This is a genomic window from Nocardia sp. CWNU-33, from assembly GCF_046764895.1.
Classification (GTDB): Bacteria; Actinomycetota; Actinomycetes; order Mycobacteriales; family Mycobacteriaceae; genus Nocardia.
Map to the genome: position 1 here is coordinate 118864 of NZ_JBKOQN010000012.1, position 22158 is coordinate 141021.

Below are 22158 nucleotides of genomic sequence, written 5' to 3' on the forward strand. Positions count from 1 at the left end.
CAGGGGCATAGGCGCAGGCCGGCCGGTGGCGGGTGTCGGATCTTCTCCCAGGGGGCGGGGGTGTTCGGTAGGGTCCAGCCCGGGTCGTAGATGGTGTGCGCTTGCAGGCAGCGGTCAGCGAGACCTGTTCCGCCTCCGGTGTGCGCACCGATGGCACGCCGACATCGGCGAAGTCGGCCACGGTGAGTTGGGTCAGCAGGAAGGCGTTACGCAGTCAGCGAAGGTCGTCGGGCAGCACGCGGAATGACTTGTGTTCGGTGAGTGGCGTCAGGGCTCGGAAGTCTCGTCGGTCGAGGGTGAGCACCGCGTCGGTTTCGTAGTCAGCGGCTAAGGCGACCATGACTGCGTCCGCGAGGTCAAGACGCAAGTCGGGGTAGAGCCTGCGGACGGCATTGGCCTGATCCAACACATCAGGTGTCACGGTGGCGATCTCGAAACGCCCCGTGCGAGCCTGAGCGCTGAGATCCTCGATCATCTCCGTTGCGATCCGTCGCCCCAGTACCCGGCGGGCGACATGGTCGACCTCGGCGAGTGCGAGTGGTGACAGCACGACCAGACCGGCCTGGTCGAGGGTATGAAAGGCCCCATCGCTGTCCGGTGACGAGGTGTCGAATGCGGCAATCAGCCCGGATGTGTCGGCTATGACGATTCCGGGCCCCTCGATATCGACTGTCACGGGCGTTCCGGGTTGTCGCCGAAATCATCGGCGAGGTACTCGTCGACACGCTCGGCGAGGGTCGGATCGCCGCTGGCGAAACGCCTCAGGCGGAGCGGTTCCGATCGCCGTTGCATCCGCAGCGCGGCAAGATGTATCGCATTGCGGATGATCTCCGCCTCACTGACGTTGCTCTGTGCGGCAGCCTCTTTGATGATGGCCAGGTCGTTGGCATCGGCGTAGACCATCGTACGTTTTAGAGCCATATGAGTATTGTGGCATATATGTGTAGGCGGTCCCTGCTCGCGGGATTCAGCGGCCAGGAAATCGCCGCCGTCCAGGAACTAGGATCGGCGGATGAGCGCCGAGGAGCTGCGTCATCCGGCAACGGAAATGGGCAGGCTGCGGGTAACTGTCCGGAGTCCGGTTCGGCAGCTCTCACCTACGTTGGCACCTCTGTGGCCGGCGCTGCATGAAAGATTCTCGGCGGGGCGGTCGGTGCAGCGCATGCGGGTGGGACCGCTGGACGCCGAGCAGCAAGGCACAATCGCGGATCTGTTCGGCGCTGTGCGACTGCCGGGCGAATATGCCACCGTCTCGCTGACCGACCTTGATGCTGTACTCAACGATGTAATCGGCTGCGCCGCCTACGAAGTCGTCGAGCAACTGGTGGGGCCGATCGGCGATCGTGCCGCCGAACGTCGAAGCGCGGCCGCAGAGCGAAACCGCTTGTGGGCGTGGCTGTCCGGACATAATGTCGTGCGAGCATCGCCCGCTCTGGAGACCTGGGTCGCATCGACGCGGCGGAATGGACTAATCGAAAGATCGTTGGTGGGGCTCGGTATGGCGAGTTCGAGCGTTCGTAGATCTCCATGTGAGCGAAGAGGCCCTGCCGATCTACCTCGAGAAGACCCAGCCGCCATCGCTTAGACCACGTGCGCGGGGGTCTCTGGGGTTGGGCTCATCGTGTGTTTGCTGGAGCTGTGCTGCGGTGTGCCGCGAACGACTCACATAGGCGGCTTTCGCGGACTACCGTCATGATCCATGACGCGTCGTAGCCGGTGGTTCGGAGCGATCGCTCTTCCCGCGGTCGCGCTCCTTGTGAGCTGCAGCTCGCCGGCCATCGATGGGGCAGGCGGTGCCACGTTGACGACGGCGAATCTCGCGCCCAACCAGGTTGTCGGCCTCGCGCTGCCAGACCGTGCCATAGAAGTTGCCGTCGAGAAACTGGACGGCCTGGTCGATTCGTTGATGGCGGACACGAAGATTCCGGGTATGGCAGTCGCTGTCGTGCATGGCGGGAAGGCGGTGTACAGCAAGGGTTTCGGCGTCCGTGAAGTCGGACGCGACGATAAAGTGGATTCCGACACGGTGTTTCAGCTTGCTTCGGTGTCCAAGTCGCTTGCGGCGACCGTGGTGGCGCATCAGGTGGGGGCGGGATCGGTCGGGTGGGATACGCCGGTCGTGTCGAAGCTGCCATGGTTTGCGTTGCGCGATCCATATGTCACTGCGAATGTCACGATCGGTGACCTTTTCGCGCATCGCAGCGGGCTGCCCGACCATGCGGGTGATCGCTTGGAGGATCTGGGTTACGACCGCAGGCAAGTGCTCGACAAACTGCGTATGGACCCGCTCGATCCGTTTCGAATTACCTACCACTACACCAACTTCGGCTTGACTGCCGCAGCCGAGGCCGTCGCGGAGGCCGCAGGCGCCGAGTGGGCCCAGCTGTCGGCCGACGTCCTCTACACCCCACTCGGAATGAGCTCCACCAGTTCACGATTCGATGATTACAAAGCGAGATCTAATCGGGCGGTGGGGCATATGTCGGTCGATGGGGAGTGGGTCGCGCAGGCGGTGCGAAATCCGGATGCGCAGGCACCTGCGGGCGGAGCCAGCTCTTCGGTGCGCGATATGGCGCAGTGGCTTGCCATGATGCTCGGCACTGGTGCGATCGGCGGGAAGGTGATCGCGCCCGAGTCGGCGCTATTGCCTGCGATCACACCGCAAGTGATCTCGGGCCCGCCGACCGCGCCCGATGCGCGGGCGGGTTTCTACGGGTATGGGTTCAACGTGTCCAGTACCTCGGCTGGTCGCGTCACTTATAGTCACTCGGGCGCTTTCTCGTTGGGGGCGGCTACCAACTTTCTGGTGATACCGTCGGCGGAGGTGGCCATTGTCGCGCTGACCAATACCGCGCCGATCGGAGTTCCGGAAACCCTGACCGCCGAGTTCGCCGACCTCGTGCAATACGGCAAGGTGCGCGAAGACTGGCGTGCGCTCTACCAGCATGTTTTCGCGGGGATGGCTGAGCCGGAGGGGGAGTTGTTCGGCAAACAGCCGCCTGCGAATCCGGCAGCGCCGCAACCACTTGCGTCTTATGGCGGGACTTATGCGAACGACTATTGGGGACCGGCCGTGGTGTCGGATGCCGGCGGGACGCTGGTGCTCGCACTGGGTCCTGCTGGACGGACTTATCCGTTGAAACACTGGGACGGAGACACATTCGTCTTCACGCTGAGTGACGAGAACGCCCCGCCAGGGACCATATCCAAGGCGACGTTCACGGCCGACGCGCTCACACTCGAGTATTTCGACGAGGACGGACTCGGGACGTTCAAGCGATGATGTTCGGCTGTTCTGGGTACGCGCGGCGTGAGAATCTCTGGTCGGGAGGTTACGGACGCGTTCTTAGGTTAGGTGCAGGTCGGTGCCCAGCCCTGCTTGCGGCGGGAAGCTCAATTACTGGCGAACGTAGTTGAGCTTCTTCATTCAAACTCAAATAAGAGCGGCCTGGGTGGAGTTTGCGCAGCTTGAATTCTCCCATCTTTCCTGTGACCGGCACGTGCGCAACGTTAGATGGCGCAAGTCTGGTCTGGTCACCAAGGGACCTGCAAGGGGCAGCCCGCAGGCAGAGGAGTCGGCTGAGTCCGACCGACGCTCTAGCGGTAATTCTTCGCAGGCCGGTTCGTCGCCGCACGCCGCTCGGCCTGCTGCGCCTTGATGCGCTCGTTTTCCTTCAGCACCGCGGCGTAGCTTTCGCGCTCGCGGATCAGCCACTCCGGCGGGTCAGCGAGCAGGGCGGCGATTTCATCGGTGGTGAGGGCATCGGAGACGTCGGCGCGGGCGAGGCCGGTGTTGGAGACGCCGAGTTTGCGGGCGACCACGTCGCGGGGGAAGGGGCCGGTGCGGCGGAGTTCGGTCAGCCATTCCGGGGGATTGGTGCGGAGCTCTTCGAGGTCGGCACGTGAGATCGGCGAGTTCCGGAATTCTTCGGGCGCCGCCGGAAGATAGATGCCGAGCTTGTTCGCCGCGGTCAGCGGCTTCATGGTCTGCGGTTTCTTGTCCGGGCTCACCGATACAGCCTAATGGGCGTCGTCGGAGGTAGTTCGTTCGGAGTCTGCTCCGGAGCGAAGGTGAGGTGGCTGTCCGAAGGTCGGCAGGCGGTGCGGTTCGTCTGGAACCTGCGCCGGTCCCTCGGCAATCGCCCGATGCGCGCCACTGGGAGCAGTTCGTCCGGAGTCCGTGGCGCGCGGGAGGGTACGCCGGACAGCCGTGTGTCTGCCCCCGCTCGCAGGTCGTGACCAGGTCGGGCAATACCCTTGACCGAATGAGCCGGTTCGAGTCCATCGACGTAGCGCGGCTGCGCTGGTTTGTTGCGGTTGCCGAAGAACTGCACTTCGCGCGGGCGGCGAAGTCGCTGAACATCGCGCGCCAAAAGTTGAGCCAGACGGTCATCGATCTGGAACACGAACTCGGGACCAAGCTGTTCGTGCCGGGGGCACAGCCGACGCAGCTGACCGACGACGGACATGAACTGCTGCAGGAGGCGCGGGAGCTGATCGCTCGCGCCGATGAGCGCGCCGCAGCGCCGGTCACCACGGATGTGCCTGGCCTGCGTGTCGGTTTCGTGCCTGGCGTCACGGTGTCCAAATGGACCCGGATCTGGGGTGAGCGATTCCCGCATACTCCGCTCGAAGTGGTCGCGATCGCGGCGGCCGAGCAGTCGGCGGCGCTGCATGACGGGCGCGTCGATCTCTGCTTCGTTCGCCTGCCCTTCGACCGGGACGGCATGAGCGCGATTTCGCTCTACCGCGAGCTACCCGTCGCCGTGGTGTCCAAAGACCATCCGCTCTCGGTGTTCGAGCAGGTGAGCACGCCGGACCTGGCCGACGAACAGCAGCACGACGCCACCGATATCGATGCGGCAGGAAGCACCATCGAGCTCGTTGCGGCAGTGGGCGGCTTCGCTATCGTCCCGCATTCGATTGCCCGCCTGCATGCCCGCCGCGACCTCGTATACCGAACAGTCACCGACGTCCCCGTTACCGAGATCGTGTTGGCCTGGCCTACCGATCGGACCACCGAACCGGTCGAAGAGTTCGTGGGGATCGTCCGCGGCCGCTCGGAACGAAGCTCGCGATCGCCTGCCGCGCGCAGCAAGCCGGCGCAGCAATCCAAACGGACACCACCGAAACGAGCCACCGGTGGGCGCCCTACCCCCTCCAAGAAGAAGCCCGCCAAGCGCCGGGGGCGCTGACGCGCTCGGTGCAGTCGGTTGCCGAGTACGAGGTCGCCCGGCGGGGGTTTCTACGGTGGTCGAGCAGTTGGCCTGCGACACAGTCGAACTCGCCCATTGTGCCATCGCCCGAGTGCTCGAACAGCCGCGGTCATGGCCGCCCCCATGCGTTGTTCCAGCGATACCCATGTACTGATCAGCACCGAGCCGGTGATCGGATGAGAATCCTTTCCGACCGCTTATGTCTCTCATACTTGTGTCGGCAACACCGTCGGCACGAGATCGGGAGGTTGTCGTGATTATTGCCGCCATTGTCGTTGGTGTGCTTGCGGTCTGTGCGTGCAGTGTTGCCGTGCTGCGGAGGCGGGGGCGGTCCCGTGGCTGACGTGCGCTGGCCGGATGAGCATCTGGTTGCTGCGGCGCAGTCGGGGGATACCGAATCGATTACCGCCCTGGTGTCAGGGGCGCATCCGCATGTCCGGCGGTTCGCCTACTCGCTGTGTGCTACGCCGGAGGACGCCGAGGATGCTGCGCAGGAGGCGCTGATCATCCTGTATCGCAAGATCGGGACGTTGCGCGCGTCGGGGGCTCTGGCGTCGTGGATGTTTCGGATCGTTCGCAACGAATGTCTGCGCCAGTTGCGGCTGATGTCGCGCCGCTCCGAACCGGTCTTCGACGAAGGCACGGTGTCTGCGGAGGACGCGGCGATGCATCGCCTGGAAGCCGAGCGGGTCGCGGCGGCCATTGCGGCGCTGCCGGGCGACCAACGACGCGTGCTGATCATGCGTGACATACAGGGCTACAGCGGCCGCATGGTCGCCGATCTACTCGGCCTCAGCACCGCGGCGATGAAATCGCGGCTGCACCGCGCCAGGTCCGCCGTGCATCACACATTGCAGGATCCGATGTTCGGAGGCCGAGAATGACCGCCGAGCCGAGCTATTCCAGCAGGTCGGTGCCCCGTCACTTGGCCCGCGGGGCTATGGGATTCGGTGCCTTGATCGGCTCGGTGGCGTTGCTACCGCTGACCGGACCGATCAGCTTGCTACTGGCACCGGTCGGTTTGGTTGCGTTGCGCGGTTGCCCGACCTGCTGGGCGATCGGGTTGGCTCAAACCATCTCGATGGGCCGTTTGGAACGGTCCTGCGTCGACGGCCGCTGTGAACTGACGGTCGCGGGTTCCCGCGCGGGCGGCGAGGGTCCTGCATCGCAATGATCCAGCCGGACCCCGACGCGGGTTGTCCGTGTCGGGGTAGCGGCTGCCGGTTCCGGCTCCTATTGCTCTGCGGGGCAGAGCATTTCGATGGGGGGCACCGTGGCCGCCTGCACCTCGGTGCAATGTCACTATGGCGCGTCGTCGCAGTTGGCGACGACGGCAACAGCCTCGGCGCGGAACTAGCGCGGCTTGCGACGCAGAATCGTGTCGCGGATCAGAATGCCCGCGATGGCAACAGCGAAGCCGACGAGGAAGACGTCTTCGACCCGACCTTTGTGGTTGCCGATGGTCATGGCCAGCAGGATCAACGCGACGATCCAGCCTGCGGCACGGAAGGTCCGGCGGGACTCGCCGCTCCAACCCCAGGCGGCGGACGGAACCTCGGCGGTATCCACACGGGTGAGGACGCCGCTGTCACTGTGGGTGGTTTCGAGTTCCGTGGCGGCCACGATCGCTCCTTGGTGGGTCGAATACTTGTCGATATCGTGGCATACGACCGGTCGTCGTAGCCAGCAGGCCCTGCCACAATGGGGCCGTGTCCGACATTGTGAGAGTCCTACTGCTCGGCAGCACCGGTTCCATCGGGACCCAAGCGCTCGAGGTGATCGCGGCCAATCCCGACAAGTTCGAGGTGGTCGGCTTGGCCGCCCGCGGTGGCAACACCGAGTTGCTTGCCGCGCAGATGGCTGCGACCAACACTCGCAATGTCGCTGTCGCCGACCCGACCGCGGCACAGCAGCTCGACCTCGCCCTCGGTGGTCCAGGTGCGGTGACCGAGCTGGTGCGCCGCACCGAGGCCGATGTGGTGCTCAACGCATTGGTCGGCTCGCTCGGCCTGGAGCCGACCCTCGCCACGTTGCAGTCGGGCACCAGGCTCGCGTTGGCGAACAAGGAGTCGCTGGTTGCTGGTGGCTCGCTGGTGACGCGTGCGGCGGCCCCCGGCCAGATCGTTCCGGTCGATTCGGAGCATTCGGCGCTCGCGCAGTGCCTGCGCGGAGGTCGGGCCGACGAGGTCGACCGCCTGATCTTGACCGCGTCGGGCGGTCCGTTCCGCGGCTGGACCGCCGAAATGCTCGAATCGGTGAACCCCGCCGAGGCGAAGGCACATCCGACCTGGTCGATGGGTTTGATGAACACGTTGAATTCGGCGTCGCTGGTGAACAAGGGTCTGGAACTGATCGAAACCCATCTGCTGTTCGGCATTGCCTACGACCGCATCGACGTCACTGTGCATCCGCAGTCGATCGTGCACTCCATGGTCACCTTCACCGACGGCTCCACCCTGGCGCAGGCCAGCCCGCCGGACATGAAGCTGCCCATCGCACTGGCGCTCGGCTGGCCGGATCGGGTGCCCGGCGCCGCCGCGGCCTGCGATTTCAGCACCGCATCGACGTGGGAATTCGAGCCGGTCGACAACGCGGTGTTCCCTGCTGTCGAGCTGGCCAGGCAGGCGGGCATGGCGGGCGGCAGCGTCACGGCGGTCTACAACGCGGCCAATGAGGTTGCGGTGCAAGCCTTCCTGGACGGCGCCATTCGCTTCCCCGACATCGTGCGCACCGTTGCGCGCGCGGTCGACGCGGCGCAACAGTGGCGCGCCGAACCCGAAACGCTGCACGAGGTGCTGGCTGCCGACACCTGGGCACGGGACTATGCCAGGGCGCTCGTCAACGCCTGACCGACACACTTCCAGGCAATCGCCGACGCGCTCCGCGCCGAGCGGTCCGGCACGCGGGCCGACGCGGGACAACTCGGGATGCGCAGGCAGGTCGGTGCATCCGCAATGGGCGCAGGTTCGACGGGATCGGGCGCGCCGCGTTACGGCGGCCTGGCAGACTGAGCCGTGAGGGTCGGTCGAGGTCCGGTTACTGTTGTCGGAGTGCTCGCGACCACCACCGGCCGCGTGCGTGCGGTACTCGCGGCTGCGGTCGCATTTCATCGAGGCGAGCTGCGCAATGCAGGAGGGCTGTAAACCACATGGTGTTCGCGTTGGGGTTCGTGCTGTTCGCCCTCTGCATCACGATATCGGTCGCGTTGCACGAATGCGGGCACATGTGGGCCGCGCAGGCGACCGGCATGAAGGTGCGTCGCTACTTTGTCGGCTTCGGCCCGAAGATCTTCTCCTTCCGGCGCGGTGAGACCGAGTACGGCCTCAAGGCGCTGCCGCTGGGTGGTTTCTGCGATATCGCGGGCATGACCGCGCTGGATGAGCTGGCGCCGGAGGATCTCGACCGGGCGATGTACCGGCAGGCCACCTGGAAGCGCCTGGTGGTGATGTCCGGCGGCATTGCGATGAACTTCCTGCTCGGCTTCATCCTGGTGGTCATCCTCGCTATCGGCTGGGGTCTGCCGCGCTTCGATCAGCCGCCCGCCACCACCATCGGCAAGATGAGCTGCGTCGCGCAGCAGAATGTGGACGGCACGCTGCAGGCGTGCAGCGGCGCCGGCCCGGCACAGCAGGCCGGCCTGCAGACCGGCGATGTGGTGTCCGCGGTCAACGGGGTGAAGGTAAAGACCTGGCCGGAGTTCCAGGCCGAAACCCAGAAGCAGAACGGACCGTTCGCCTACACCGTCGAACGTGACGGGCAGACTCTCACCATTCCGGTCAACCCGGAGCGGGTGACGCGCTATCCGGCCGATGGCGGGCCCGGACGTGAGGTAAGCGCGGTCGGCGTCGGCTCCGAGTACTACGAACCCGTGAAATACAATGTGCTGGCTGCGATTCCGGCCGCAGGTGCATTCACCGGCGACATGTTCGTGCGCACGCTCCAGTCGCTGGCTCAGATGCCGCAGAAGGTGACGGCGCTGTGGACCGCGGTGACCGGCGGCGAGCGTGACCCGGAAACCCCGGTCAGCGTCTACGGTGCGAGCAAGATCGGCGGCGAGACCGCCGAGCGTGGGCTCTGGAACCTGTTCATTCTGGTCTTGGCCAGTCTGAATTTCTTCCTCGGCGCATTCAACATCCTGCCGCTGCTGCCGCTGGACGGCGGGCATATCGCCGTCGTGCTGTACGAGAAGCTTCGTAATTCCATCCGCGGCCTGAAGGGTCTCGCGCCCGGTGCCCCTGTCGACTACATGAAGCTGCTACCGGCGACCTACGTCGCAGTGGTGATCGGGGGTGCGTACATGGTGCTCACCCTGGTCGCCGACATCATCAACCCCATCAAGTTGTTCCCCTGACGTCGACACCGCCGACCCACTTCAGCTGTTCGCCCTGACGCGGTACCCTGTCGCGGGCACCGGGGGACAGCAACATGTCATGGTCGTCACAGGGGCAGCGGCTGCCGCGCGACTAAGCTCGGTAGGCGAACGGCTCACCAGAACGCACGAAAGTAGGCAGCCGGAAGTGACCAGCACAATCGGATTGGGGATGCCGACCGCACCTGCGGCCGTCCTCGCGCCACGTCGCAAGACCCGCCAGCTGGTGGTTGGCGGCGTCGGAGTCGGCAGCGATCATCCGATCTCGGTGCAGTCGATGACCACCACCAAGACCCACGACATCAACGCGACCCTGCAGCAGATCGCGGAGCTGACCGCCTCGGGGTGCGACATCGTGCGTGTGGCTTGTCCCCGCCAGGAGGATGCCGACGCGCTCGCCACCATCGCGCGCAAGAGCCAGATCCCGGTCATCGCCGACATCCACTTCCAGCCGCGCTACATCTTCGCTGCGATAGACGCGGGCTGTGCGGCGGTGCGTGTCAACCCCGGCAACATCAAAGAGTTCGACGGTCGCGTCGGCGAGGTCGCGAAAGCCGCAGGCGCCGCGGGCATTCCGATTCGCATCGGGGTGAACGCCGGTTCGCTGGACAAGCGGATGCTGGAGAAGTACGGCAAGGCGACCCCGGAGGCGCTCGTCGAGTCGGCGCTGTGGGAAGCGAGCCTGTTCGAGGAGCACGGCTTCGGCGATATCAAGATCTCGGTCAAGCACAACGACCCGGTGATCATGGTCGAGGCATACCGGCAGCTCGCCGCGCAGTCCGACTACCCGTTGCACCTCGGTGTGACCGAGGCAGGCCCGGCATTCCAGGGCACGATCAAGTCGGCGGTGGCGTTCGGTGCACTGCTGTCGGAGGGCATCGGTGACACGATCCGGGTGTCGCTGTCCGCACCGCCCGCGGAAGAGGTCAAGGTCGGCGGGCAGATCCTGCAGTCGCTGAACCTGCGCCCGCGCAAGCTGGAGATCGTGTCGTGCCCGTCCTGCGGCCGCGCCCAAGTGGATGTGTACACCCTGGCCAACGAGGTGACCGCCGGGCTGGAGGGCATGGAAGTGCCGCTGCGCGTCGCAGTGATGGGCTGTGTGGTGAACGGTCCCGGTGAGGCCCGTGAAGCCGACCTCGGCGTCGCATCCGGCAACGGCAAGGGCCAGATCTTCGTCAAGGGTGAGGTCATCAAGACGGTGCCGGAGGCATTGATCGTGGAGACGCTGATCGAGGAGGCCATGCGCTTGGCCGAGCAGATGGGCGAGGACGCGGGTGCGGGGGAACCGGTCGTCACGGTCGGCTAGGTGTTGCTATTCGGCATCGGCATACCACATCTGCCCGATTCGTGGCAGGCTGTCATTCGTGCGGAGTCTGCTGGAGCCGACGCGACGGGCGAAATTTGCCCCCGCGCGTCAGCTCGCGAACCGGGATCTGGCACAGGTCCTGAGAGTGCTCGATACCGATCCGGTCGCCTCGTGCATGGTCGCCGCGCGGTTGCAGGAGTTCGGGCTGGAAACCGGTAGCGGGCTGGGCGAGCTATGGAGTCGTGGCGGCCCGTCGGAGTCGCTGTGCTTCTCCGGGGCGAACATGGTGCCGCTGCGTGGCGATCAGGACGCGTTGCGCGCCTTCGCCGATCGGGCAGTGCGCTGGCCACGCGTGTGCTCCTCGGTGGTCGGGCGTCGAGAGCTGGCGCTGCCGCTGTGGGAGATGCTCGCCTCGCATTGGGGACCGGAGCGGGAGGTGCGTGGTGAGCAGCCGCTGCTCGCACTCGGCCAGCCCGCGATCGCGACCGCTGACCTCGAGGTCCGCCGGGTCCGGCCCGACGAATTGGACCGCTATCTCAACGCGGCCATCGCCATGTTCATCGAGGAGGTCGGCGTCGACCCGCGTGCGGGCGATGGCGGTCGTGGCTACCGTCGCCGGATCGCGAGTCTGATCGGCTCCGGTCGGGCGTGGGCGCGGTTCGAGGACGGCGAGGTCGTCTTCAAGGCCGAGGTCGGCTCGCTGTCTCGGCGCACCGGCCAGATCCAGGGCGTATGGGTGCATCCAGAACGCCGCGGCGCGGGGCTCGGCACCGGCGGCACGGCAACGGTCGCCAATGCGGTGGTCGCCTCCGGGCGGACCGCAAGCCTGTATGTGAACGACTACAACAACATTGCCCGCCGGGCCTACAGCCGGGTCGGCTTCCGCCAGATCGCTACCTTCGCCACGGTGCTGCTCGATTGAACTTCGGCCGAACGTCGGTGCGCCACAGGCGTTTGCTCGCAATTGGCTATTACCATCGGTGCCGATGTCGACTCGCATGCTCATCTCGCTGGCCGTCGCGGTGCTCGCCGCTGCGGGAACCGGCTGTTCGGCGCGCCCGCAGGGGCCGGTCGCCGCGGCCGATGCTTTCGTCTCGGCTTTCTCGAGCCGCGACCTCGACACGGCGGCACAGCTCACCAGCCAACCCGAGAAGGCAACCGCCGCACTGAGTTCCGCATGGGATCAGCTCCAAGCCGAGCAGTTGATCGCGCACACCGGCGCGGCCAGGGTCACCGGCGACACCGCGACTGTCGACTACACCTACGAGTGGCTGCTGCCCAAGAACCGGACCTGGCGCTACACCGGCCAGCTGCAGATGGGGCGCAGCGACGGGCGCTGGATGGTGCGCTGGACTTCCTCGGATATCCATCCGAAGCTCGGCAACACCCAGACCATGGCCCTGCGTGCCAACCCCGCGCCCCGCGCCAGGGTCAACGAGCAGTCCGGCAGCGACGTGCTGGTGCCCGGCAAAGTCTCCCGTGTCCTGTTCACCGCGACTGCCAGCTCTGACCAGGACTTCGTGGCGACGTCACTGGCCACGGCGCTGCACCGGTTCGACGAGCGGCTCACCCCGGCGGCCATCCTGGGTGCGGCGAGATCCGCCAACGGCGCCTATACCGTTGCGCTGTTGAGCGAGAACGAATTCGACGAGGTGAGCGCGGACCTGATCGGATTGCCCGGTGTGACGGTGACCCAGCAATGGGACATGGTCGCCATCGACCGGAATTTCGCGCCGGATCTGCTCGCGCAGGTGCGCAAGACGGTGATCGCCGAGGTGGACGGCAAGGCGGGGTGGAGCGTCGTCACGATGAACGCCAACGGTGCCGACACCGACGTGCTCACCGAGGTGGCCTCGCAGCCGGCGCCGTCGTTCTCGCTGAGCGTCGACCGGTTCGTGCAGAATGCCGCGCAGCGCGCGGTGGATGCGCGCACCGAGCAGACCATGATGGTGGTGCTGCGCCCCTCCACCGGCGCGATTCTCGCGGTCGCGCAGAACAAGGCCGCCGACCAGGACGGCCCGGTCGCGACCATGGGGCAGTATCCGCCCGGCTCGGTTTTCAAGACGGTCACCGCGGCCGCCGCAATGTCGAGTGGAAAGGCCACGCCGGACACACTGCTGCCCTGTCCGAGCCGAATTGTGGTCGGGGAGCGTACGATTCCCAACTACAACCTGTTCACCCTCGGCGAGGTGCCGATGGCGACCGCGTACGAGCGTTCCTGCAACACCTCGTTCGCGAAGGTGGCCAGCGAGCTGCCGAGTGACGCACTGCACACGACGGCCGCGAAACTGGGCGTCGGACCCGGCTATACGATCGCCGGGCTGCCGACCACCTCGGGTTCGGTGCCGCTGTCGGACGACCTGATCCAGCGCAGCGAGGATGGAATCGGCCAGGGCAAGGTAGTGGTGAGCCCGTTCGGGATGGCGGTGATGGCAGCGACGATCGCGCACGGGTCGGCGCCGGTGCCGTACTTGATCGCCGGTCGCACCACCACGATCGAGGGCGAACGCCCGGCCATCGCACCCGAGGTGATCGACGGGTTGCGGACGATGATGCGCAAGGTGGTCACCGGCGGCACCGCCGAACGGATCGCCGACCAGGGCGAGGTGTTCGGCAAGACGGGAGAGGCCGAGGTCGACGGTGGGTCGCACTCGTGGTTCGTCGGCTACCGAGGCGATATCGCCTTCGCCACGTTGCTGGTCAGGGGCGGCAGCTCCGACCATGCGGTAGCGGTCACCCGCGATATGTTCACGGTGCTGCCCGCGGGGTACTGACACTCGTTGGCCGACACCGATAGCTGTGGCCCGGCCCCACATCAGGGCTTGATATGTGCCGGAGCTCACATTTATCGAGGTGGTTTCGGGGTCCTGCGGTCGGGCATCTCGTACTGGATCATGGTGGATCCGATCCTGATCACATCGCCGTCGGAGAGGGCGGTGTCGGCGCCGATCGGGGAACCGTTCAGGTAAACCCCGTTGGCCGAATCCCGGTCCCTGATGAACATGCCGTCCGGCCTGGCCAGGATGCGTGCGTGCTTGCGGCTGACCCACGAGTCGTCGAGCACGATGTCGTTGTCCGGATCGCGGCCGATGCGCAGCCCCGCTGCCGGGACGGCGATCGGCTCGTCGTCACCGACCCGCAGCCACGCCTGGCGGCGGAGATCGGGCAGGTCCCGGGTCGTCGCGCCAGGCGACGAGGGGAGCGTCGGCAGTGCCTGCTGGCTGCGGACCGCCTCCTCCAGCGCGACCGTTTTCGGGTCGGGGTCGATACCCTGCTGGTCGGCGAGATTGCGGCGAATGCGCAGACAAGCGGCCAGCGCGTCGGCCTGGCGCCCGCTGCGGTACAGCGCGGTGATCAATAGCCGCCATAGTCGTTCGTTCACGGCGTGTTCGGCGGTCAGCGCGGCGAGCTCGCCCAGGATCGCGCCCTCACGCCCGCAACCGATGTCGGCGTCGAGGCGGTCGGCCATCGCATTCAGTCTGCGCTCGTCCATATCGGTGGCGAAATTGTCGGCGAAGCGCAGCACGCGCAGTCCGGCGACGGCTTCGCCGCTCCATTCCGACAGCGCGCGAGCGAAAAACTGCGCCGCGGTCTCCAGGTCACCGGTGCCGAGGGCCAGCGTCCCTTGGTTGCGCGCGCGTTCGAATCGGCCGACATCACACTGGTCTTCGCTGATGTCGAGTAGGTATCCGTCGCCGGCCGTGCGCAAGACGGTGCGGTCGTCCACCCCGGCTCCGCGCAGTATGGCGCGCAGATTCGACACGTAGGCGTAGAGGCCTTCGACCGACCGGCTCGGTGGACCTTCGCCCCAAATTCCCTTGGCCAGAGTTGTTTTCGCCACGGCCTTGCGCCGATTGATGACCAGCATTGCGAGCAGGGCGCGGAGTTTGGCGCCGCGTAGCGCAATCGCGCGACCGTCGACGAGCAGGCGCACCGGTCCGAGCACCCGTAGATCGAGTGTCACTCGTCCGATACCCGCAGCCGCCACGTTCTCCCCTCCGAATCACTCAGTGCGCGAAGCTGTTTCGCACGCATCGAGCGCCGTGCGATCGGTCCCAGCATACGCATTGACCCGGAAACGGTCCTCGTGCATCCGAAATCTGTTGTGTGCCAATCATGTTAAGTATTGAAGCGGGCAGCGTTCCGTGATCGACCCGCGGCCGCATGTCACCCGGAACCGGACCGCGCCTCAGGCCCGGTGCAGCGTTGCGGCCAGGTGGTGCTGGAAGTCTTGGCCGACGGCGGCCATCCGCAGCGTGTAGTCGATGGTGTCACCGGACAGCCGGATCGAGCGGCCGAGCGCGGTCACGAGTTTCGCGGTGCTGCTACGGCCGATGCTCGTCGAGTCCAGTTCTATGTGTACCTCGCCGTCGGTAACCGACAGCGCGCCCTCGCAGATTTCGGTGATGCCGGTCGGGTGGGCGAGGATCAACTCCACCCGGTCCGGTTGCGGACAGCGCAGATAACCGGTTTCGGCGTGCATCGGCCTGCTGCCGTCGGCGGAGCGGGTGCGTTGGCGATAGGTGAGGAATGGCCGGCCGAGGTGGCCGAATTTGATTTCCTCCACATAGTCGAACGGCTCGATGGTCGGATATTCACCGTGCCCCGGGCCGCGCCATGTGCCGAGTAGCGGGGCCAATGGTGCGATATCGGGATGAGGGGCGACGGGGGTTTGGGGTTCGACCACGGCGGACAGCCTAAACCTGCGAATGGCGGGGTGTTCCGATACTCCCCAAATTCCGTCAGGCTAAGGTTAGCATCGCCTAATCGCCAAGAGGGTGGCGTGCGGCTGAAAGGACAATAAGTTGAACAGACGCTGGAGTGAATTGCGCCGAAACGGTGCGTGGCGATCGCGGACCCGTGAAGGTCTGTTGCGCGTATCCGTACTCGGCGCCGCGCTGGTCGTCGCGGCCGCATGCTCGGATTCGAAGTCGAACGACGAAGTGCCTGCCCTCGATGGCAATCACTACACGCAGACGAACCTGGCCGCCAACAACGCCGAGTACAAGGCCGAGTTCACCTTCTCCGACATGGTGAACGCGTGGGGGCTTGCCGACCGCCCGAAGGGCGCGGGCGGTCACTTCTGGGTCGGTGGCGGCGGTAAATCGTTCCAGTTCGTCGGCGATGTGACCGTATCCTCGGACCCCAAAGTGCAGAAGCTGTTCCAGGATCCGCTCAAGATCGTCACCATTCCCGGCGCGGATTCCGACACTTCCGACAACAGCATCGGCAAGACCACCGGTGTCGTCTTCAACGGCGCTCCGATCACCTCCGATCTGTTCGTCGTGCGCGACCAGCCGGTCGAGGTGGACGGCGCACCGCAGCTGCTGACCGGTTCGTCGCGGTTCATCTTCGCCACCGACTCCGGCAAGATCGCGGCCTGGACCGAACTCGGCCCGGAGGGCCAGATCATCCGAGCCGATGGCCCGGCCAACCTGATGTTCGACGGCCAGCCGCAGGGCATGCAGTTCTTCGGCATCGCGCTCACACCCTCCGGTGACAAGCTGCTCGCCGCCGACTTCGGCGCCGACCCGCAGGTGCGCACGTTCGACCAGAACTGGCAGCTGATCCCGACCGTAGGTTTCGCCAACCCGTTCGCCACCGGCGACCAGATCAACCCGGCCGCCCCCGACCAGGGCAAGAAGGCCAAGCCGGGCGACCCGGCCCCGTTCAATGTAACCACCGTCGGCAAGCGGGTGTTCGTCTCCTACGCCGCCACCAAGCCCGACGAGCAGGACGCGACCAAATTCGATGCGGGCGAAGAGGATTCGCTCGACAAGGACCAGGAGAAGGACGCCAAGGGCAAGCCGGCCAAGGGTAAGGTCGCCGAGTTCGACGAGACCGGCAAGCTGGTCCGCATCCTCGACGACGGCAGCCGCCTCAACGCCCCGTGGGCCGTCACCGTGGCCCCCGCGGACTTCGGCCCGCTCAGCGGTAAGCTCCTCGTCGGCAATTTCGGCGGCGCGGGCCACGTCCTCGCCTACGACGACACCACCGGCAAGTTCGTCGACTACCTGCGCGACGCCACCGGCAAGCCCGTCGAAATCGAGGGTCTGTGGGCCCTGATGTTCGGCAACGGTGAAAGCCTCGGTGATGCCAACTCCCTGTACTTCACGGCAGGCCCCGACGACGAAAAAGACGGCCTCTTCGGCAAACTCCGCCTGAAGTAGCCCACTACAAGGCGGCTCCCGACCATGGACGGGAGCCGCCTTTGTCGTACCGGGCCATCCGCTCAAAGCTTCGGCGAACTGGACGCGGTGACGTGAGTTACTCAATGTTTGCCATGGTGTTCAGTTCGGTACGGGTACAGGCGATGGGGGAGGACTATCGGGGGTGGCGTGTGGTCGGGAGGTGCGGGTTAGGCGTTGCTGCCGAGTGTCCCGGCAGTGCCGTGGTTCGGTGTCGGCAGGAGGCCGTGATGGGATTTCCGGACAGTGATCGGACGCTCCCCGGTCGGGATCGGCTGATCGCAGCGTGCCGTGGGCTGCCGCATGACGACCATCAGATGTTGGACGCGGCCGGAGAGTTGGCTCAGCTACACGAGATTCGTGAGCGGACGCCGGTGTCCGAGATGGACAAGCTCGAGCGGCGGCGGGCGAAGTTGGTGCGGTCGATCGATCTGTGGGTGACGTTGGCGAGGCCGCCGCTCAGCGGTTGCCGCCGAACAGCCGGAAAGACCGATTCTTTCGCTGTGGCAGCGTGGCGTACACCATTGTCATATCCGCGAACACCTCTGCGTCACGTTCGCGTTCGGCGCCGAAGTCGCTGTGGCCGAGGATATGCCGAATCGATACCGGCGACAGCGAGGGCAGTAGCGTGGCCAGGGTCGGTGGCAGCGGTGTTGTGGGATCGGAGTCGTCCTTGCCGTGCCCGAACAGCATGTGCCCCACCTCGTGCAGGATGATGTGATCGGTATCGCGCTGCGAGGTGTCGGCGTCGTAAACGATGATGTCGTCGTGCTTGCGTGCGACCCACAGTCCGCTGCCACGGCAGCCGGTCTCCGCGAGTATCCCGGCCGGTGCGGGGTGTAGCGAGATCGAACGGCCGCGGTGTGCGGCGACACTCGCCAGATAGGCGGACAGGTTCCATGGGCTGGGGAGGGGCACGGTCCGGGCAGCGTCACGGAATCGGGCTTCCATGCTGGTCATCGCGGCTCACATTACCGATACCCTGGTCGGTCGTCATCTTACGATTTCGGACAGACCTGTCGTGATCGACTCGAACGTCACACAATTCGATCGTCGTCGGGCCTCGGGCGCCCTCGGCCGGGAGCTCGGTGTGCAGGCGCCGGATCGCAAAGTGGTTGAGCGCCCACAGTCCGACGCCGATGGCGAGCAGTACGCCAGCGATCGTGTACTGCTGCGGGTTGCGGTCGGTCCACGGGGTGACCAGGAATCCGCAGGCCACCGCGCCGATGACCGGCAGCGCGGTGGGCGTGTGGAAATGCTTGTGCGATACAGTGTCTCGGCGCAACACCAGCACCGCCACATTGACAACCGTGAAGACGGCGAGCAGCAACAGCGCTGTGGTGCCCCCGAGTTCGGGCACCTCGCCGACGAACGCGATCAGCCCGAGGGCGAGCACGGTGGTGAAAGCAATGGCGATGTAGGGCGTTCGCCGCCGTTGGTGCACGCGGCCGAGCGGAGGCGGTAGCACACCTTGGCGGGCCATCCCGTAGAGCAGTCGGCTGGCCATCAACATATTGATCAGCGCCGAATTGGCAACCGCGAACATTGTGATGAACGCGAAGATATCGGTGGGGAAGCCGGGCGCGCCCATCTCGACGACCTTCAGCAGCGGAGTATCGCCCGCGCCGAGTTGGTCGGTGGGGACCAGCGCGACCGCCGTGATCGAGACCAGCACATAGATCGTCCCGGTGATGATCAGACCACTGAGCAGGACCTTTGGAAATATGCGGCTCGGTTCCTTGCACTCCTCGGCCATATTGACCGAGTCCTCGAAGCCGACCATCGCGTAGAAGGCCAGCGTAGTGGCCACGATGACGCCGCCCAGTGCGGTGCGGTTGCCCGTCTCGAACTCGGTGATGCGCCCGAAGTCGCCGTTGCCGAACCCGAGGGCCCACAGTCCGATGCCGATGACGATCAGCAGTCCGGTCAGTTCGACGCAGGTGAGCAGGACGTTCAGTTTCACGCTCTCGCTCACGCCACGCAGATTGATGGCCGCGACCACGGCCATGAAAGCCAGCGCGATCAGGGTGATGCCGATACCGGTGCCGAGGTCGAGTTCGAAGGCTTCGGCGAAGTTTGCGGCGAAGGCGCGCGAGGCGGTGGCGGCCGAGGTGATTCCGGAACTCATCACGGTGAACGCGACCATGAAGGTGAGGAACTGGATGCCGAAGGCCTTGTGGGTATAGAGCGCGGCGCCCGCGGCGTGCGGATACTTGGTGACCAGCTCCAGGTAGCTCATGCCGGTCAGGAGCGCGATCAGGAAGGCGACGAGGAATGGCACCCACACCGCGCCGCCGACCTCGTTCGCGACTTTGCCGGTGAGCGCGTAGATCCCGGTGCCGAGGATGTCTCCGACGACGAACAACAGCAGCAATCCCGGTCCCATCACCCGCTTCAGACTGGGTTCCTGTGTCGTACCGGATTGGGCGTCGGTGCCGGCCATGTCTGATATGTACCCGTTGGGCCGGCAAATTAGTCGGCGGTTATGCGTCGTGTTGGCCGTCGCGAGGGACGAGTGTCACGCACGATGGAAGTGTGCAGATGAGCAGCGATCGGCTGGTCGGCGCGCCGCGACCGCATACCGCACCGGTAGCGCAGTGGTGGGTGCTGACTCGGCGGGTGATCAGGCCCTTGTGGCGCAACGGTGAACTGTTCACCGCGGTGCTGGCGCCGACGCTGTTCACCCTCGGCTTCTACACGCCGCTGAATCTGGTGATGTCCGTCTACGGCCACGGGCTGAGCAGCTATGCACAGTTCCTGATGCCGATGATCGTGATGCAGGCGGTCGCCTTCTGTGCGATCTCGGCCGCCTTCCGCTCAGCCACCGATGCCGAGGACGGCCTCGATGAGCGGTTCGGGTCGATGCCGATGCCTGCGGTGACGCCGCTGGCGGCGCGGGTCACCGCGGCGCTGTATCGGGCGTTGATCGCTTTGTCGGCGGCGCTGGTCTCCGGACATGTCATCGGGTTCAGATTCTATGGAGGGTGGTGGCACACAATGGGTTTCCTCGGCTACGCGTTGTTGATCTCCTTGGCGCTGTGTCTCGGCGCCGACCTGCTCGGCAGCCTCGTCAAGAGCCCGGAGGCGACCGCCCAGGCGCTGATCCTCCCGCAGCTGATCCTCGGCATGGTGTCGACGGGCTTTGCGCCCGCCTACCAATTCCCGGCCTGGATACAGGGTTTCGCGCGTAACCAGCCGGTGTCGCAGTTCGTCAACGGGTTGCGCGCGCTGGCGGGTGACTCGACACCCAATGCGGGCGCGGTGGACTGGTCGACGCTCGGGCCGCCGCTGGCGTGGGCGCTCGGTCTTGCCGTGGTGTTCGGTGGTGCGGCCACGATCGTGGCGATGCGGAGGTCGGTATGACAACCGCGCCGACGCGGGTAGTGGCCTTGACGGAGGTGACAGGCGCCACCGAGACCTGGCGACTGTTTCTGCCGCAGACGATGATTCAGACCAAACGGCTGCTGATGCGATGGCGGCGAGATCCGCTGACCGTCGTCCAGTCGCTTGTCTTCCCCGCGCTGCTGCTGATCATGCTCAACACTGTTCTCGGTCGTCAGATTTCGTCGTTCGCCGGCTCCAGTGCGCTGTACGGATCGGTGCCGATGGTCGCGCTGGTCGGTGTGATGTCGGGGTCGGTGGCCGGCGCCATCACCCTCGGCAGGGAAAGAGACCAAGGACTGCTGGCCCGGTTCTGGGTGCTGCCGGTGCACCGCGCCTCGGGGCTTGCGGCACGGATCGTGGCCGAGGGCGTGCGCATCCTGTCGTGCACGCTGGTGTTGTTCGCGGTCGGTGTGGCGCTCGGGTTCCGGTTCGAGCGCGGGGTGGCGGCCGGTTTCGCGCTGTTCGGTGTACCGATGCTGTTCGGGCTCGCGTTCGCGACGGTGGTTACCGCCGTAGCGGTGTTCAGTGCGAAAGCCGCTCTGGTGGAGGCGGTTTCGCTGGGATCATCGCTCATGATGTTCTTCTGCACCGGGTTCGTGCCGCTGACCGCCTATCCGGCGTGGGCGCAACCGATCGTCGAGCACCAACCGATGACCTACGCCATCGATGCGATGCGCGGACTGTCGCTCGGCGGCCCCGTGCGCACGCCGTTACTGGCGACCATTGCCTGGTCGGTCGGCGCGATCGTGGTGTTCGCGATCCCGGCCGCGCTCGGCTACCGGCGCGCCAGCCGCGCCTAGCGCATGTGCGCCGCGGCCTCGTTGATGAGGGCGATAGAGTCGCGCGGGCTCAGGGCCATGGCGCGCAACTGGTCGAAGATCACGCCGAAGCGGCGGATTTCGGTGTGACCCTCGATCAGCTCGTCGCCCGCGATGCCTTCCACGTACACCAGCTCCGGGTCGGCCGGGTTGGGGAAGTCCAGCAGCGTGAAGGATCCGGCCATGCCGGGGTGCGCGCCCGCTTCGAACGGCAGGATCTGCAAGATCACGTTCTTCTTCTTGATCTCCTCGAGCAGTCGCATGAGCTGGCCGTTCATGACCTCGGGTCCACCGACCATCCGGCGGATAGCGGCTTCGTCGAGGACCACCCATAGTTCGAGCGGATCGGTCTTGGTCAGTACCGCGGCCCGGTCCAGCCTGGCCCTGGCGCGGCGTTCCAATGCCGATGCCTCCAGCTTCGGCATGGAGGTATCGATGACCGCGATGGCGTATTGCTCGGTCTGCAAAAGCCCTGGGATGAACGAGGTTTGGTAGTGCCTGGCCGAGAGCGCCTCGGATTCGAAGTTGATATAGGCGGCGTACACGTCGGTCAGGCTGGCCTCGTACGGCCGCGACATGCCGGGCTTGAGCGCGTCCGACAGCAACTCCAGCGCGTCCTCGCGCTGCTGCTCGGTGACGCCGTACAGGTCGAGCATCGCCATCAGCGTGCGTCGCTGCGGGCGAGCCTGAGCGGTCTCGATGCGGTACAGCGTGGTGATGTTGATCCCGGTCTTGCTGCTGACTTCCTCTTTGCTGAGACCGGACTGTTCGCGCATATCGAACAGCAGCACCGAGAGTCGGCGCAGTCCCGCAGTTAGGACCGTCCGCTTGCCTGCCATGACATCTACCCTTTCGCCGGGCGTCCTACTCGGAACGC

22 protein-coding genes are annotated in these 22158 nt (G+C 65.7%); 13 read left to right on the forward strand and 9 right to left on the reverse strand.

The genetic code is table 11. The annotated features are described in order from the left end of the window. Positions 1 to 214: 214 nt before the first annotated feature. Together ACLMAL_RS18740 and ACLMAL_RS18745 are read right to left on the reverse strand one after the other, a co-directional pair. Positions 215 to 676: a PIN domain-containing protein gene (locus ACLMAL_RS18740; RefSeq protein WP_412000231.1), complete on the reverse strand. Its 462-nt coding sequence runs from the start codon at positions 674 to 676 to the stop codon at positions 215 to 217. Next, positions 673 to 921 (reverse strand): CopG family transcriptional regulator, encoded by a 249-nt coding sequence (locus ACLMAL_RS18745; protein WP_412000232.1) that lies wholly within the window; start codon positions 919 to 921, stop codon positions 673 to 675. Before ACLMAL_RS18745 ends, ACLMAL_RS18740 begins: the two co-directional genes overlap by 4 nt. Before the next feature lie 241 nt (positions 922 to 1162). Between ACLMAL_RS18745 and ACLMAL_RS18750 the strand changes: the two genes are divergently transcribed. Beyond that, the gene (locus ACLMAL_RS18750) at positions 1163 to 1585 is read left to right on the forward strand and encodes a TIGR02679 domain-containing protein (RefSeq protein WP_412000314.1); all 423 of its coding nucleotides are present in this window, start codon (positions 1163 to 1165) and stop codon (positions 1583 to 1585) included. A gap of 114 nt (positions 1586 to 1699) precedes the next feature. After that, positions 1700 to 3283, forward strand: a complete 1584-nt coding sequence (locus ACLMAL_RS18755) for a serine hydrolase (protein ID WP_412000233.1) — start codon at positions 1700 to 1702, stop codon at positions 3281 to 3283. Positions 3284 to 3597: 314 nt separating this feature from the next. Here ACLMAL_RS18755 and ACLMAL_RS18760 read toward each other — a convergent pair whose 3' ends face one another. After that, positions 3598 to 4011 (reverse strand): DUF5997 family protein, encoded by a 414-nt coding sequence (locus tag ACLMAL_RS18760; protein WP_412000234.1) that lies wholly within the window; start codon positions 4009 to 4011, stop codon positions 3598 to 3600. A 254-nt stretch (positions 4012 to 4265) separates the two neighbouring features. Between ACLMAL_RS18760 and ACLMAL_RS18765 the strand changes: the two genes are divergently transcribed. From ACLMAL_RS18765 to ACLMAL_RS18775, 3 genes are all read left to right on the forward strand, one after another. Then, on the forward strand, positions 4266 to 5195 hold the full coding sequence (locus ACLMAL_RS18765) for a LysR family transcriptional regulator (protein WP_412000235.1): 930 nt from the start codon (positions 4266 to 4268) through the stop codon (positions 5193 to 5195). A 356-nt stretch (positions 5196 to 5551) separates the two neighbouring features. Beyond that, positions 5552 to 6100, forward strand: coding sequence for an RNA polymerase sigma factor (locus ACLMAL_RS18770; protein WP_412000236.1), 549 nt, complete (start codon positions 5552 to 5554; stop codon positions 6098 to 6100). Next, positions 6097 to 6390 carry a hypothetical protein gene (locus tag ACLMAL_RS18775; protein WP_412000237.1) on the forward strand — a complete coding sequence of 98 codons (294 nt, stop codon included), beginning with the start codon at positions 6097 to 6099 and terminating at the stop codon, positions 6388 to 6390. Before ACLMAL_RS18770 ends, ACLMAL_RS18775 begins: the two co-directional genes overlap by 4 nt. A 179-nt stretch (positions 6391 to 6569) precedes the next feature. On the opposite strand, the gene ACLMAL_RS18780 is transcribed toward ACLMAL_RS18775, so the two are convergent. Then, on the reverse strand, positions 6570 to 6839 hold the full coding sequence (locus ACLMAL_RS18780; RefSeq protein WP_412000238.1) for a DUF2631 domain-containing protein: 270 nt from the start codon (positions 6837 to 6839) through the stop codon (positions 6570 to 6572). A gap of 86 nt (positions 6840 to 6925) precedes the next feature. Between ACLMAL_RS18780 and dxr the strand changes: the two genes are divergently transcribed. The 5 genes from dxr to ACLMAL_RS18805 all read left to right on the forward strand — a co-directional run bounded on the left by dxr (position 6926) and on the right by ACLMAL_RS18805 (position 13665). Next, positions 6926 to 8065: a 1-deoxy-D-xylulose-5-phosphate reductoisomerase gene (dxr, locus tag ACLMAL_RS18785; protein WP_412000239.1), complete on the forward strand. Its 1140-nt coding sequence runs from the start codon at positions 6926 to 6928 to the stop codon at positions 8063 to 8065. 299 nt (positions 8066 to 8364) lie between these two features. After that, complete coding sequence (locus ACLMAL_RS18790) at positions 8365 to 9567, forward strand: M50 family metallopeptidase (RefSeq protein ID WP_412000240.1); 1203 nt, start codon at positions 8365 to 8367, stop codon at positions 9565 to 9567. Between the two features lie 166 nt (positions 9568 to 9733). Next, positions 9734 to 10891 carry a flavodoxin-dependent (E)-4-hydroxy-3-methylbut-2-enyl-diphosphate synthase gene (ispG, locus tag ACLMAL_RS18795; protein WP_406231461.1) on the forward strand — a complete coding sequence of 386 codons (1158 nt, stop codon included), beginning with the start codon at positions 9734 to 9736 and terminating at the stop codon, positions 10889 to 10891. A gap of 58 nt (positions 10892 to 10949) precedes the next feature. Further along, the gene (locus ACLMAL_RS18800; protein ID WP_412000241.1) at positions 10950 to 11813 is read left to right on the forward strand and encodes a GNAT family N-acetyltransferase; all 864 of its coding nucleotides are present in this window, start codon (positions 10950 to 10952) and stop codon (positions 11811 to 11813) included. 64 nt (positions 11814 to 11877) lie between these two features. After that, on the forward strand, positions 11878 to 13665 hold the full coding sequence (locus tag ACLMAL_RS18805; RefSeq protein ID WP_412000242.1) for a penicillin-binding transpeptidase domain-containing protein: 1788 nt from the start codon (positions 11878 to 11880) through the stop codon (positions 13663 to 13665). 71 nt (positions 13666 to 13736) lie between these two features. Here ACLMAL_RS18805 and ACLMAL_RS18810 read toward each other — a convergent pair whose 3' ends face one another. Together ACLMAL_RS18810 and ACLMAL_RS18815 are read right to left on the reverse strand one after the other, a co-directional pair. Then, positions 13737 to 14855 carry a BTAD domain-containing putative transcriptional regulator gene (locus ACLMAL_RS18810; protein WP_412000243.1) on the reverse strand — a complete coding sequence of 373 codons (1119 nt, stop codon included), beginning with the start codon at positions 14853 to 14855 and terminating at the stop codon, positions 13737 to 13739. A 225-nt stretch (positions 14856 to 15080) separates the two neighbouring features. Then, entirely contained in the window at positions 15081 to 15578 is a 498-nt protein-coding gene (locus tag ACLMAL_RS18815) for a peroxynitrite isomerase (protein WP_328403916.1), read from the reverse strand. Between the two features lie 181 nt (positions 15579 to 15759). Here ACLMAL_RS18815 and ACLMAL_RS18820 point away from each other — a divergent pair, with 181 nt between their 5' ends. Then, on the forward strand, positions 15760 to 17061 hold the full coding sequence (locus ACLMAL_RS18820; protein ID WP_412000315.1) for a TIGR03118 family protein: 1302 nt from the start codon (positions 15760 to 15762) through the stop codon (positions 17059 to 17061). A 477-nt stretch (positions 17062 to 17538) separates the two neighbouring features. Here the strand turns inward: ACLMAL_RS18820 and ACLMAL_RS18825 are convergent, their stop codons facing one another. Next, positions 17539 to 18039 carry a hypothetical protein gene (locus ACLMAL_RS18825; RefSeq protein WP_412000244.1) on the reverse strand — a complete coding sequence of 167 codons (501 nt, stop codon included), beginning with the start codon at positions 18037 to 18039 and terminating at the stop codon, positions 17539 to 17541. Beyond that, on the reverse strand, positions 18011 to 19522 hold the full coding sequence (locus tag ACLMAL_RS18830; RefSeq protein ID WP_412000245.1) for an APC family permease: 1512 nt from the start codon (positions 19520 to 19522) through the stop codon (positions 18011 to 18013). Before ACLMAL_RS18830 ends, ACLMAL_RS18825 begins: the two co-directional genes overlap by 29 nt. Before the next feature lie 98 nt (positions 19523 to 19620). On the opposite strand from ACLMAL_RS18830, the gene ACLMAL_RS18835 reads away from it, so the two are divergent. After that, positions 19621 to 20442: an ABC transporter permease gene (locus tag ACLMAL_RS18835; RefSeq protein ID WP_412000246.1), complete on the forward strand. Its 822-nt coding sequence runs from the start codon at positions 19621 to 19623 to the stop codon at positions 20440 to 20442. Next, positions 20439 to 21263 (forward strand): ABC transporter permease, encoded by an 825-nt coding sequence (locus tag ACLMAL_RS18840; RefSeq protein ID WP_412000247.1) that lies wholly within the window; start codon positions 20439 to 20441, stop codon positions 21261 to 21263. Before ACLMAL_RS18835 ends, ACLMAL_RS18840 begins: the two co-directional genes overlap by 4 nt. Here the strand turns inward: ACLMAL_RS18840 and ACLMAL_RS18845 are convergent. After that, the gene (locus ACLMAL_RS18845; RefSeq protein WP_412000248.1) at positions 21260 to 22120 is read right to left on the reverse strand and encodes a helix-turn-helix domain-containing protein; all 861 of its coding nucleotides are present in this window, start codon (positions 22118 to 22120) and stop codon (positions 21260 to 21262) included. The genes ACLMAL_RS18840 and ACLMAL_RS18845 overlap by 4 nt on opposite strands. Positions 22121 to 22158: the final 38 nt, after the last annotated feature.